Raw genomic sequence first — 13,153 nt, 5'->3', positions numbered from 1 at the left:
CACGGTAGCGGACGCGAGTAAGTACTCACTGACGTGGGGTGGGCCCTTTGAAGCGCCTCTCCCCGGGTAGGCGACACGGGGACCTCGGCACGGGGCCCGGCCAGAGGGAGGCGACACGGGAGGGGGAGGCCATGCGGCCGCGCGACAGGTGGATGCTGGCCGGCGGACGGTGGAGCCAGGGCGCCGCGGACGAGACGTTCACGGTGACCGATCCGGCCACCGGCGAGCCGCTGGGAGTGGTGGCCGCCTCCTCGGCGGCGGACGTGGACACGGCGGTGGCCGCGGCCCGCGGCGCCGCACCCGGCTGGGCGGCCGCCCCGGCGGCCGAACGGGGCGCGGCCCTGCACGCGGCCGCGCGCGCGGTCGAGGAGCGCATGGACGAGCTGGCCGCCCTGGTGACCGTGGAGATGGGCAAGCCGACCGGCGACGCGCTCGGCGGCGTGGAGGCCGGGATCGGCGCGCTGCGCCAGTACGCCGAGCTGGGGCCGCTGCACGGGGGGCGCAGCCTCCCCGGCGGACCGGACGCCGCCGACTTCACGGTCCGCGAGCCGTGGGGCGTCGTCGCCGCCATCACGCCGTGGAACGATCCGGTCGTGATCGCCTGCGGGCTGGTCGGCGCGGCCGTGGCGACGGGCAACGCCGTCGTGCACAAGCCGTCCGAGCGCACGCCCCACACCGGCGCGATGCTCGCCGAGCTGGTCGCCGGGTGCCTGCCGGACGGGGTCCTGAACATGGTCACCGGCGGCGGCGCGGTCGGCGAGGCCCTCGCCGGGCACGGGGGCGCGGACGTCGTCGCGCACGTCGGCTCCACCCGCGCCGGCCGCCGCGTCGCCGAGCTGGCCGCACGGACCGGCGCGAGGACCGTCCTTCAGAACGGGGGCGACGACCCGCTGATCGTGGACGCGGGGGTCGACCCGTCCTGGGCCGCCGGGCAGGCCGCCCTCGGGTGCTTCGCCAACGCCGGGCAGATCTGCACCTCGGTCGAGCGCGTCTACGTGCACGAGGCCGTGGCCGAGCCGTTCCTGGACGCGCTCGCCGCCCGCGCACGGAACCTGCGCCCGGGGCCCGGCGCCGACCCGTCCACCGAGCTCGGGCCCCTCGTCGACGAGCGCCACCGCACCAAGGTCCACCAGCAGGTCGAGAAGGCGCTCGCGGAGGGGGCGCGGGTGCTGACCGGCGCGCGCCTGCCGGAGGGCCCCGGCTGCTTCTACCCGGCGACCGTCCTCGCGGGCTGCGCCGACCACATGGCGATCATGGCGGAGGAGACCTTCGGCCCCGTCGCCCCCGTCCGCACCGTGACCGGGTTCGAGCAGGCGCTGGCGGCGGCGAACCGCTCCCGCTACGGCCTCGCCGCGACCGTCCTCACCCGCGACATGGCGCACGCCCAGGCCGCCTGGCGCACGCTGGAGGCCGGCATCGTGAAGATCAACGCGGTGTTCGGGGGCGCCCCGGGAGGCGCCGCGACCCCGCGCCGCGCCAGCGGCCACGGGTTCGGGTACGGCCCCGAGCTCCTGGACGAGATGACGGCCGTCAAGGTCGTCCACATCCAGGCCGCCGCCCCCTGAGCGTCATCCGGCGCCCGGCCCCGCGGGGGCGGCCATGTAGCAGGTCACCATGCGGGCGACGAAGTGGGCGAAGACCTCCGGAGGCCCGGACGGGAGCATGATGTGGCTCATCGTCAGGCGCACGGCCGCGTCGGCGATCTCGGTGAGCGCGGCGCGGTCCAGATCCGGCCACTGGCGCAGGGCGTGCTCGGCGATGCGGGCGCTGGCGGAGAACAGCACCGGCTCGGCCTGCGTGGTGAGCAGCGGCAGCATCTCGTCGCCGCCCGCGCCCGTCAGCACCGCCTTCTTCAGCTGGTCGTCGGCGGAGGTCTCCAGCGTGAACATGACCGCGGCGACCACCGCCGAGTACAGGTCGGCGTGCTCGGACAGCACCGCGTCGATGCCGTCGAGGTAGCGCTCGTTGTCGCGGATCACGACCGCCTGCGCGAGGCTCCACTTGTCGCCGAACTCGTTGTAGACGGTCTGCCGGCTCACCCCGGCGGCGGACGCGACGTCGCGCATCCGGACGGCCCGGTAGCCGCGCTCCACGAGGAGGTCCGCTGCGGCGTCCAGCAGGGATTCGCGCACGGAACGGCCGGCGGTGCCCATGTGTCGTCGCCCTCCAGGATGCTGGTCAGTACGCCATTATCCCCCGCGCGCCGCCGCCGGGCCATCGCGAGACCGCCGGGTCGCCGCCGTCGAGCAGGTGCGCGAGCGGGAGGGTGGCCGCGCCCACGGCCACCGCCTCCGGCCCGAGGTGGCACAGCTCGATCGAGGTCTGCGCGAACGGCTGGCGCAGCGCGTAGGCGGCGGTGGCCGCGACGATCCGGTCCAGCATCCGGCCGCCGATCAGCAGCCCCGCCCAGCCGCCGATGATGATCTTCTCCGGGCTGAACAGGTTGACCAGGTCGGCGATGCCCGCGCCGAGGTGTTCGGCGATGTCCTCGCGCAGGGCGGCCGCCGCCTCGGACGGGTCGGCCAGCAGCCCGGCGAGCGCCGCCTCCTCGTCCGTCCCGGCCGGGCCGCCCGCGGCCCTGTAGCGTTCCAGCAGGGCGGTCGCGCCGACATAGGACTCCAGGCACCCGCGGGACCCGCACCGGCACGGCGCGCCGCCGACCCGGGACGTCGTGTGGCCCCACTCGCCCGCGCTGCCGGCCGCGCCCCGGTACGGCGAGCCGTCGATCATCACGGCCGCGCCGACGCCGGATCCGATCAGGGCGACGACGGCGCCCCGATGCCCGCGCCCGGCGCCGAACCACATCTCCGCCTGGCCGAGCGCCGTCGCGCCGTTGTCCACGAACAGCGGCAGGCGTGTGCCCTCGCGCAGCATCCGCTCCAGCGGCACGCCGTCCCAGCCGATGGTCTGGCAGTGCACGACCGCCTCCGGGCCGTGCTCGATCACGCCGGGGACGCCGACCCCGACGCCGATGATGGACGCCGGGTCGACCGACGCGCCCTCGATGACCGCCGGCAGGCCGTCCAGGATGTGCCGGACGACGGCGCGCTCGTCGTGGCCGCCGTCGCCGAGGGGCAGGTCGGCCTTGGCCAGCTGGGTCAGCTCCAGGTCGAACAGCTCGACCATCACCCGCGTCTCGCCGACGTCCACGCCGACGAGGTGGCCGTAACCGGCCGCGGTCTTCAGCAGCACGCGCGGCCGCCCGCCGTCGGACTCGACGCTGCCCGCCTCCACCACGAGCCCGGCCTCGATCAGCTCGCTGACCACGTTGCTGACCGACGCGGGGCTGAGGCCGGTCTCGCGGGCCAGGTCCTGGCGGCTGAGCGGCCCGTCGAAGTACAGCCGCCTCAGCAGTACCGACCGGTTGGTGCGGCGCAGGTCGCGCACGGTCCTCCGGCGCCGTTCCGGCATCGGCCCCCCTCATCCCGCGGCCCTGGCCGGGCCGCGTCCCCCGCAGGTTCTCAGGTCTTGACCCCACCATTATGTCACTGCTTAGATCACGGCGTGAAATAAGGTGTGATCTAACTCTCCGAGTGACCCTCGTCACCTGATCGGAAGGCCGAGCCGATGCGTCCTACCCCCTCGCGGGCCCTCGCCGTCCTCGCGGCCGGGCTCCTGGCCGCCGCCGCGGCGGGCTGCGGCGGCGGCACCACGTCCGGCGGCGGGAACGGCGACCCGAAGACGCTGACCTACTGGGCCAGCAACCAGGGCACCGACCTCGCGGCCGACCGGAAGGTGCTGGACCCCGAGCTGGCCAAGTTCGAGAAGCAGACCGGCATCAAGGTGAAGCTGGAGGTCGTCCCCTGGACCGACCTGCTCAACCGCATCCTCGCCGCCACCACCTCCGGCCAGGGACCGGACGTGCTCAACATCGGCAACACCTGGTCGGCGTCGCTGCAGGCGACCGGCGGCCTGCTGCCCTTCGACTCCGCCGCGATGGCCGAGGTCGGCGGCGCGCAGCGGTTCGTGCCCGCCGCGCTCGCCGCCGCGGGCGCCAAGGGCAGGGACCCGGCCGCCGTCCCGCTCTACTCCCTCGCCTACGGCCTCTACTACAACAAGAAGATGTTCGCGGACGCGAACCTGGAACCGCCCGGGACGTGGCGGGAACTGATCGACGCCGGCCGCGAGCTCACCAAGGACGGCAGGTACGGCATCGCGATCGAGGGCGCCAGCATCCCCGAGAACGTCCACCAGGCGTTCACGCTCGGCCAGATGTACGGCGCCGACTTCTTCACCCCGGACGGCAGGCCGCAGTTCGCCACCCCGCAGGCCGTCGCGGCGGTCAAGTCCTACGTCGACCTGCTCGGCAAGGAGAAGATCGCCGCGCCGGGCAACGCCGAGTACTCGGCCAACCAGTCGCTGAACGACTTCGCCACCGGCAAGGCCGCGATGCTGCTGTGGCAGGCCACCACCAGCGGGCTCACCAACCTCGGCATGAAGCCCGGCGACTGGGGCGTCGTGCCGACCCCGAGGCCGTCCCCCGCGCCGCCGGGCGGCCGGAACATCACCTCCATGGTCGCCGGCATCAACATCGCGGTCTTCAAGAGCACCGGCAACCGCGAAGGCGCGCTGAAGTTCGTGAAGTTCATGACCGGCGACGAGGAGCAGAAGATCCTCAACAGGGCGTACGGTTCGCTGCCCTCGGTCGTCTCCGCGCAGAGCGACCCGGCCTTCGACACCGCCGACCTCAAGGTCTTCAAGGGCGTTCTCGCCACGAGCGCGGCGCCGCTGCCGCAGGTGCCGCAGGAGAGCCAGTTCGAGACGGCCGTCGGCACCGCCATGAAGGAGCTGTTCGCCGACGCCGCGGCAGGCCGCCCGATCACCGAGGCCAAGGTGCGGGAGCGGCTCGCCGCCGCCCAGCAGCAGATGGGCGGCTAGCCGCATGACCTCCGCCGAGGTGTCGGCCGCCGCCGTCTCCGCCGGGGGGACGGCGCGGCCGGGGGAGAGCGGGCCCGGCGGGCGGGGGCCCGCCGGGACGCGGCGCGGGAGGCGGCCGCGGCTGCCGCCGGGCGCGCTGCCGTACCTGCTGCTCGCGCCCGCGGTCGTCGCCGAGCTGATCGTCCACGTGGTCCCGATCGCCGTCGGGGTCTGGATGAGCTTCAAGGAGCTCACCCTCTTCTACATCCGCGACTGGTCGAAGGCGCCCGGCAGGGGACTCGGCAACTACCGCGTCGCGGTGGACGCCGACGGCGCGATCGGCGCGGACCTGCTGCGCTCGTTCCTGGTCACGCTCGCCGTCACGCTCCTGGCGGTCGCGCTGTCGTGGCTGTTCGGCACCGCCGCGGCCATCCTCATGCAGGACCGCTTCCGGGGGCGCGGGCCGCTGCGCGCGCTCTTCCTCGTCCCGTACGCGCTGCCGGTCTACGCCGCCGTGATGACCTGGGCGTTCATGTTCCAGCGCGACAACGGGCTGGTGAACCACCTGCTGGCCGACCAGCTGCACCTGACCGGCGGGGACCGGCCGTTCTGGCTGATCGGCGGCAACAGCTTCTGGGCCCTGGTCACCGTCGTCGTGTGGCGGTCGTGGCCGTTCGCCTTCCTGGTGCTGACCGCCGGGATGCAGAGCATCTCCCGCGACCTGTACGAGGCCTCGGCGCTGGACGGCGCGGGCGTGTGGCGGCAGATCCGGCACATCACGCTGCCGGCGCTGCGGCCCGTCAACCAGGTGCTCGTCCTGGTGCTGTTCCTGTGGACGTTCAACGACTTCAACACGCCGTTCGTCCTGTTCGGCAAGGCCGCGCCGGACGGCGGAGACCTGGTCTCGGTGCACATCTACCACGCCTCGTTCGTCACCTGGAACTTCGGGACGGGCTCGGCGATGTCGGTGCTGCTCCTGCTGTTCCTGCTGCTGGCCACGGTGGCGTACCTGTTCGCCACGTCGAGGAGGAGGCCCGCGCATGGCTGACACGCGCCCCGTCCGCACGGGGCGGGCGCCGACCGATCCGCCCGCCTCGTTCGTCTGGACGCGGCGGATCGTGCTGGCCCTGCTCGCCGCGTTCACCCTCCTCCCGGTCTACGCGATGGTCAGCTCGTCGCTGAAGCCGCTGGAGGACGTGCAGCGGCGGTTCCGGTGGATCCCGTCGCAGCCGACGATCCGCCCCTACGTCGACATGTGGTCGACCGTGCCGCTGGCCCGCTACTTCGCCAACAGCGTGATCGTGGCGGGCGGCGCGACGCTGGCGTCCGTGGCGATCGCGATCGGCGCGGCGTACGCCGTCAGCCGGTACCGGTTCGCCGGCCGCCGGGCGTTCACGGTGACGGTGCTGTCAACGCAGATGTTCCCGGGGATCCTGTTCCTGCTCCCGCTGTTCCTGATCTTCGTGAACGCGGGGAACGCGACCGGCGTCGCCCTCTACGGCAGCCGCGGCGCGCTCATCCTGACCTACCTGACGTTCTCGCTGCCGTTCTCGATCTGGATGCTCGCCGGCTACTTCGAGTCGATCCCGCGGGAGCTGGACGAGGCGGCCCGGGTGGACGGCTGCGGGCCGGTCGGCGCGCTGCTGCGGGTGATCGTCCCGGCGTCGCTGCCCGGCATCGTCGCGGTGACCGTCTACGCGTTCATGACGGCCTGGGGCGAGGTCCTGTTCGCCTCGGTCATGACCAACGACCAGACCCGCACCCTCGCGATCGGGCTGCAGGGCTACTCCACGCAGCACGAGGTGTACTGGAACCAGGTGATGGCCGCCTCCCTCGTGGTGAGCGTCCCCGTCGTCGCCGGGTTCCTGCTGCTCCAGCGCTTCCTGGTGGCCGGGCTGACCGCCGGCTCCGTCAAGTGACCCGTCTCGACGACCCCGAGGGAGACCCGTGCCCATCGACGACCTGACCGCGTTCGGCCCCGACTTCGCCTGGGGGGCGGCCACCTCCGCCTACCAGGTCGAGGGGGCCGTCGCTGAGGACGGCCGCGCCCCCTCCATCTGGGACGCGTTCTGCCGCGTCCCGGGCGCGATCGCCGGGGGCGACACCGGCGACGTCGCCTGCGACCACTACCACCGCTGGCCCGCGGACCTGGCGCTGATGGCGGATCTCGGGCTGCGCGCCTACCGGTTCTCGATCGCCTGGCCGCGGGTGCTGCCCGCCGGCGGCGGCCCGGTCAACGCGGCCGGCCTGGCCTTCTACGACCGGCTCGTGGACGCCCTGCTCGCGGCCGGGATCGAGCCCCACCCGACCCTGTACCACTGGGACCTGCCGCAGGCGCTGCAGGACCGCGGCGGCTGGCCGTCCCGCGACACCGCCGGGCGGTTCGCCGAGTACGCCTCCGTCGTCGCCGCCGCGCTCGGCGACCGCGTCACGTCGTGGGCGACGCTGAACGAGCCGGTGTGCGCGGCCTGGATCGGGCACCTGCAGGGGACCATGGCGCCCGGCGTCGCCGACATCCGCGCGGCCGTGCCCGCCGCCTACCACCTGCTGCTGGCGCACGGCCTCGGTGCGCAGGCCGTGCGCGCGGCGGCCCCCGGCGCCCGCGTCGGCGTCGTCAACCTGCTCACCGACTGCGAGCCGGGCGGCGAGGACGAGGCGGACGCGGCGGCGGCGCGGCGCGAGGACGGCCACCACAACCGCTGGTGGCTCGACCCGATCCACGGCCGCGGGTTCCCCGCCGACATGATCGAGGTGTACGGGGTGGAGCCGCCGGTGCGGACCGGGGACCTGGAGGCGATCGCCGCGCCGCTGGACTGGCTCGGCGTCAACTACTACCGCCGGTCCGTCACCGTCGCCGACCCCGGCGGCCCGCCGCCGCACACGCGGCAGATCACCCCGGCGGGAACGCCGCGCACCGGCATGGACTGGGAGATCCATCCGGACCGGCTGGCGAAGATCCTCCTCCGCGTCACCGAGGACTACGCGCCGCGCAGCATCATGGTCACCGAGAACGGCGCCGCCTACGCCGACACCGTGGCGCCCGGCGGGGCCGTCCACGACGCCGAGCGCACCGCCTACCTGGAGGGGCACCTGTCGGCGTGCGCGTCGGCGATCCGCGCGGGCGTCCCCCTGGACGGCTACTTCGCCTGGTCGCTGCTGGACAACTTCGAGTGGGCCTACGGGTACGCGCAGCGGTTCGGTCTCGTGCACGTCGATTTCGCCACCCAGGAACGCCGCGTCAAGGACAGCGGGCGCCGCTACGCCGAGATCATCCGCGCGCACCGGGACCTCCGGGCGCGGCCCCTGGCGTCCCGCTCCCTAGAGTGAGGGCCGACCGGAGCGGGCGAGGTGAGGAGGCCGGGTGGGCGGGATCCTTGTGGCCAACCGGGGAGAGATCGCGCTGCGGGTCGTCCGGGCCGCGTCCGAGCTGGGCCTGCGGACGGTCGCCGTGCACACCCGCGACGACGCCGCCGCGCCGCACACCCGGCGCGCCGACGAGACGCGCGTCCTGCCCGGCGAAGGCGTCGCCGGATACCTCGACGCCGACGCGCTCATCGCCGCCGCGACGGACGCCGGCGCCACGGCCGTCCACCCCGGCTACGGCTTCCTGAGCGAGAACGCGGGCTTCGCCGCCGGCTGCGCCGCGGCCGGGCTGGCCTTCGTCGGCCCTCGCCCGGAGCTGCTGGAGCTGTTCGGCGACAAGACCAGGTCGCGCGGCCTGGCGCGGGAGGCGGGCGTGCCCGTGACTCCCGGCACGCCCGGCGCGGCGAGCCTGGCCGAGGCCGAGGCGTTCGCCCGCGAGCACGGCACCGTCGTGATCAAGGCGCTCGCGGGCGGCGGCGGCCGCGGCATGCGCGTCGTCACCGGGCCCGCCGCCGTGGCGGACGCCTACGAGCGGTGCCGGTCGGAGGCGCTCGCCTCCTTCGGCGGCGGCGAGCTGTACGCCGAGAAGTACGTGCCGCGGGCCCGCCACATCGAGGTCCAGGTCGCGGGCGACGGCTCCGGCGCCGTCACCCATCTGTGGGAGCGCGACTGCAGCGTCCAGCGCCGCCACCAGAAGCTGATCGAGATCGCCCCCGCGCCCGCGCTGCCCGGCGGCGTCAGGGACGCGCTGCTGGACGCCGCCCTGCGCATGGCGGCCCGGATCCGCTACGAGGGCCTCGGCACCTTCGAGTTCCTCGTCGGCGGCGAGGGGTTCTGGTTCCTGGAGGCCAACCCCCGGCTCCAGGTCGAGCACACCGTGACCGAGGAGATCACCGGCGTCGACCTGGTGAAGGCGCAGATCAGGCTGGCGATGGGGGAGGATCTCGCCGGGGTGGGCCTGGCCGCGCCGCCGCGGGCGTCCGGCTGCGCCGTCCAGGTGCGGGTCAACGCCGAGACGATCGGTGCGGACGGCGCGCCGCGTCCGAGCGCCGGGACGCTCACCGCGTTCGCGCCGCCGTCCGGGCCCGGCGTCCGCGTCGACACCCACGGGTACGCCGGCCACCGCACGAGCCCGCGCTACGACCCGCTGCTCGCCAAGGTCATCGCCCGCGCGGAGGACCTGCCGTCCGCCGCCGCCCGCGCCCACGGCGCCCTCGGCGAGTTCGAGATCGCGGGCGTGGCGACGAGCATCCCGCTGCTGCAGGGCGTGCTGCGCCACCCCGGCTTCACGTCCGGCGGCGCGGGCACGTCGTTCATCGCCGACCACCTGCCCGAGCTGCTGGAGAGCGAGCACCGCCGGTACTACGTCGAGACGGCCCGGAGCACCGCCGGGCCCGAGCCCGCCGCCGTCCCGGACGCGCCGCCCGGCACGGTCGCGGTCCCCGCGCCGACGCAGGGGACGGTCGTGAGCGTCGAGGTGGCCGAGGGCGACCTCGTCCGGGCGGGGGCGCCGGTGCTGATCCTCGAAGCGATGAAGATGGAGCACGTCGTCCGCGCGGGTGAGCCGGGCATCGTCCGGGCCCTGGCCGCCGCACCCGGCGACACCGTCGCCGAGGGCGCGCCGCTGCTGTTCACCGAGCCCGCCGAGGGAGTCGGCGACCACGCCGCCGAGGACGAGGCGGCCGACCTCGACCTGATCCGCGCCGACCTCGCCGAGACGCTGCGCCGGCACGAGATCGGGCTCGACGCGGCCCGTCCGGAGGCGGTGGCCAAGCGGCACGCGCGCGGTCGCCGCACCGCGCGGGAGAACATCGACGACCTGTGCGACGCGGGCACGTTCGTCGAGTACGGCGCCCTCGTCATCGCCGCGCAGCGGCGGCGCCGCTCCCTCGACGAGCTCATCGAGCGCACCCCCGGCGACGGCATGGTCTGCGGGATCGGCGACGTCGACGGCGCGCAGGCCGTCGTCGTGTCCTACGACTACACCGTCCTCGCCGGGACGCAGGGCCACCTGAACCACCGCAAGACCGACCGCATGCTCGACATCGCCCTGCGCCGCCGCCTGCCGCTGGTGCTGTTCGCCGAGGGCGGCGGGGGACGCCCCGGCGACACCGACACCACCGCCGTCTCGGCCCTGGACGTGACGACGTTCCACGCGATGGGGCGGCTCAGCGGCGCCGTCCCGTCCGTCGGCGTCGCGAGCGGGCGCTGCTTCGCCGGGAACGCGGCCCTGCTCGGCTGCTGCGACGTCATCATCGCCACCCGGGACGCCAACATCGGCATGGGCGGCCCCGCCATGATCGAGGGCGGCGGCCTCGGCGTCTTCACGCCCGAGGAGATCGGCCCGGTCGGCGACCAGGAACCGAACGGCGTCATCGACATCGTGGTGGACGACGAGGCCGAGGCGGTCCGGGCGGCCCGCCGCTACCTGTCCTACTTCCGGGGCCCGACGGACGGCTGGACCTGCGACGACCAGCGGATCCTGCGGCACCTCGTCCCGGAGAACCGGCTGCGCGCCTACGACGTCCGCCGCGCCGTCGCCCACCTCGCCGACACCGGGTCGGTGCTGGAGCTGCGCCGCGCGTTCGGGGTCGGGATCATCACCGCGCTGGTCCGCGTCGAGGGCCGCCCGATGGGCCTGATCGCCAGCAACCCGGCGCACCTCGGCGGCGCCATCGACCGCGACGCCGCGGACAAGGCCGCCCGGTTCCTGCAGCTGTGCGACGCGCACGGCCTGCCGGTGGTGTCCCTGTGCGACACCCCCGGCTTCATGGTCGGCCCGGACGCCGAGCGGACCGCCACCGTCCGGCATTTCAGCCGCCTGTTCGTCATCGGCGCCAACCTGCGCGTCCCGATCGTCACGATCGTGCTGCGCAAGGGCTACGGGCTCGGCGCGCAGGCCATGGCGGGCGGCGGGTTCACGGCGCCGCTCGCGACCCTCGCCTGGCCCACCGGCGAGATCGGCGGCATGGGGCTGGAGGGCGCCGTCCGGCTCGGGTTCCGCGCCGAACTGGAGGCCGCCGAGGATCCGCGCGCGATGTTCGAGCAGATGGTCGCCGCGGCCTACGAGCACGGCAAGGCGCTCCACGCGGCCACCGTGTTCGAGCTGGACGACGTCATCGACCCCGCCGAGACGCGGCGCTGGATCACCGCCGTGCTGGCCGCCGCCCCGCAGACCGGCGACCGTCCCCGCCCGTGGATCGACACGTGGTGACGGGCGGGCCGGCGCGGTAGGCGTCGCGCACGCGGGGATCGGCCCGCACCTCCGCCGGGGGCCCGGCGGCGATCACCTTGCCGTCGTCCAGGACGTGCAGGACGTCGCAGACGCCGAGCACCGGCTCGATCTCGTCCTCGACGACCAGCACCGCCAGCCCCTCCTCGGCCAGGTCCCGCAGCAGGACCTCCAGCGCCCGCGCGTGCCGCAACGGAAGGCCCGCCCACGGCTCGTCCAGCACGAGCACGGCCGGTTCGGCGGCCAGGGCCCGCGCCAGGTCCACCAACCCGGCGACGCCGGTCGGCGCGTCCCGGACGGGCCTGTCCGCGTGGTCCCGGATGCCGACCCGGGCGAGGAGCGCTTCGGCGACGGCGCCCGCGTCGCGCCGCGCCTCGAAGCGGCGCCGCCACCGGTCCCGCGCGGTGCGCCCCGGCTGCTCCCGCGTCATCGCGTGCCTGGCCGCGGCGGCCTGGACCGCCTCCCGGACGGTCGCCGCCCCGGCCGCGCCCGACCGCTGGAACGTGCGCGCGATGCCGCGCCGGGCCCGCTCCCGCGCCGCGCTGCGCGTCAGGTCGGCGTCGTTCAGCAGGACGGCGCCCGCCGCCGGGCGCCGCAATCCCGTGATCACGTCGCACAGCGTCGTCTTTCCGGCGCCGCTCGGGCCGACCAGGCCGGTGACCGCGCCGGGCGGAGCGGTCAGCCCCGCCCCGTCGACCGCCGTCAGCGGGCCGAAGCGGACCGTCACGTCCCGCACCCGCAGGCCCTCCGCAGCGGCCATGGCATCCGCCCCCAACGCCTCGTGTGATGTGGATCACTGGCGGATCCACACCCTACTGAGGCGCGCGGGCGGCGGCAACGGAGCGTGGAGAAGGCGGGGGGACGGTCAGGGCGCCGGGGGTGCAACCCGGCCGCGGGTCCACTCCTTGACCCCGGCGACGAACGCCTCGACGTCGGCGGCCTTGCCGGAGGCCATCTCGCCGAACCAGCCCGGCACGTACCGCTCGAACCGCCCGCTCTCCAGGACCTCCAGCACGGCCGCGGCCACCTCCTGCGGCGGCAGCGCGTCCGACACGTCGCTGAGCGGCGGCTCGTTGCCGGGAAGGGCGAACAGCTCCGTCCCGGCGATGAGCGCGGGCTGGATCACGTGGACCTGCACGCCGGTGCCGTCCAGATCGACCGCCATGCTCTCCCAGAACGCCGTGAGCGCCGCCTTGGACGCGGAGTAGGCCGCCTCGTGCGGCGGGCCCAGCCGCGCCGCGACCGACCCCATCGCCACCAGGTGCCCGCGCCCGCGCGCGACCATGCCGGGCAGCAGCGCCAGCGTGAGCCGCACGGGGGACAGGTAGTTGAGCCGCATCACCTCGTCGGCCTCGGCGGGGGACAGGTCCTGGACGCGGCGCCGCTTCGGCATGCCCGCGTTGTTGACCAGCACGTCGACGCCGCCGAGCTCGCGTTCGGCCTCGGCGGCGAGGTCGGCGACGGCGTCCAGGTCGGCGAGGTCGGCCGCCCACATCGCCGAGTCCGGGGCGTGCTCACGGCACCGGGAGAGCACCTCCGCGAGCCTGTCCTTGCGCCGCGCCACCAGGCCGACCCGCGCCCCGGCGGCGGCGAGCGCCTCCGCCACCACGGCGCCGATGCCCGACGAGGCTCCCGTGACCAGAGCGGACCGTCCGGTGAGAGTCGCCATGCGGACCAACGTCACACACCCCGGCCCCACCG

General features: G+C 74.9%; 10 protein-coding genes. 6 read left to right on the top strand and 4 right to left on the bottom strand.

Annotation, left to right across the window (positions count from 1 at the left end; translation table 11 throughout):
• Positions 1 to 131: 131 nt before the first annotated feature.
• Positions 132 to 1,565, top strand: a complete 1,434-nt coding sequence (locus tag AB0H37_RS32535; RefSeq protein WP_360616721.1) for an aldehyde dehydrogenase family protein — start codon at positions 132 to 134, stop codon at positions 1,563 to 1,565.
• 3 nt (positions 1,566 to 1,568) lie between these two features.
• Here the strand turns inward: AB0H37_RS32535 and AB0H37_RS32530 are convergent, their stop codons facing one another.
• Together AB0H37_RS32530 and AB0H37_RS32525 are read right to left on the bottom strand one after the other, a co-directional pair.
• Positions 1,569 to 2,153 (bottom strand): TetR family transcriptional regulator, encoded by a 585-nt coding sequence (locus AB0H37_RS32530; RefSeq protein ID WP_360616720.1) that lies wholly within the window; start codon positions 2,151 to 2,153, stop codon positions 1,569 to 1,571.
• A 25-nt stretch (positions 2,154 to 2,178) separates the two neighbouring features.
• On the bottom strand, positions 2,179 to 3,411 hold the full coding sequence (locus AB0H37_RS32525; protein WP_329091108.1) for an ROK family transcriptional regulator: 1,233 nt from the start codon (positions 3,409 to 3,411) through the stop codon (positions 2,179 to 2,181).
• A gap of 156 nt (positions 3,412 to 3,567) precedes the next feature.
• Here AB0H37_RS32525 and AB0H37_RS32520 point away from each other — a divergent pair, with 156 nt between their 5' ends.
• Genes AB0H37_RS32520 through AB0H37_RS32500 form a run of 5 tightly spaced genes read left to right on the top strand, consistent with a single transcriptional unit; the run spans position 3,568 to position 11,434 of the window.
• The gene (locus AB0H37_RS32520; RefSeq protein WP_360616719.1) at positions 3,568 to 4,878 is read left to right on the top strand and encodes a sugar ABC transporter substrate-binding protein; all 1,311 of its coding nucleotides are present in this window, start codon (positions 3,568 to 3,570) and stop codon (positions 4,876 to 4,878) included.
• A 4-nt stretch (positions 4,879 to 4,882) separates the two neighbouring features.
• The gene (locus AB0H37_RS32515; protein WP_360616718.1) at positions 4,883 to 5,905 is read left to right on the top strand and encodes a sugar ABC transporter permease; all 1,023 of its coding nucleotides are present in this window, start codon (positions 4,883 to 4,885) and stop codon (positions 5,903 to 5,905) included.
• Positions 5,898 to 6,776, top strand: a complete 879-nt coding sequence (locus AB0H37_RS32510; protein ID WP_179834754.1) for a carbohydrate ABC transporter permease — start codon at positions 5,898 to 5,900, stop codon at positions 6,774 to 6,776. The genes AB0H37_RS32515 and AB0H37_RS32510 overlap by 8 nt, the downstream gene beginning before the upstream one ends.
• Positions 6,777 to 6,804: 28 nt before the next feature.
• On the top strand, positions 6,805 to 8,184 hold the full coding sequence (locus AB0H37_RS32505) for a GH1 family beta-glucosidase (protein WP_360616717.1): 1,380 nt from the start codon (positions 6,805 to 6,807) through the stop codon (positions 8,182 to 8,184).
• 34 nt (positions 8,185 to 8,218) lie between these two features.
• On the top strand, positions 8,219 to 11,434 hold the full coding sequence (locus AB0H37_RS32500) for a carboxyl transferase domain-containing protein (RefSeq protein ID WP_360616716.1): 3,216 nt from the start codon (positions 8,219 to 8,221) through the stop codon (positions 11,432 to 11,434).
• Here the strand turns inward: AB0H37_RS32500 and AB0H37_RS32495 are convergent.
• Together AB0H37_RS32495 and AB0H37_RS32490 are read right to left on the bottom strand one after the other, a co-directional pair.
• Positions 11,367 to 12,212 (bottom strand): ATP-binding cassette domain-containing protein, encoded by an 846-nt coding sequence (locus tag AB0H37_RS32495; RefSeq protein WP_360616715.1) that lies wholly within the window; start codon positions 12,210 to 12,212, stop codon positions 11,367 to 11,369. The genes AB0H37_RS32500 and AB0H37_RS32495 overlap by 68 nt on opposite strands.
• Positions 12,213 to 12,317: 105 nt before the next feature.
• Positions 12,318 to 13,121: an SDR family NAD(P)-dependent oxidoreductase gene (locus tag AB0H37_RS32490; protein ID WP_329091095.1), complete on the bottom strand. Its 804-nt coding sequence runs from the start codon at positions 13,119 to 13,121 to the stop codon at positions 12,318 to 12,320.
• Positions 13,122 to 13,153: the final 32 nt, after the last annotated feature.

This window comes from Actinomadura sp. NPDC023710 (assembly GCF_040639875.1).
In the GTDB taxonomy this organism is placed as follows: Bacteria; Actinomycetota; Actinomycetes; order Streptosporangiales; family Streptosporangiaceae; genus Spirillospora; species Spirillospora citrea.
The sequence above is the reverse complement of the archived record's forward strand: the minus strand, read 5'-3'. Positions and strand labels throughout refer to the sequence as shown.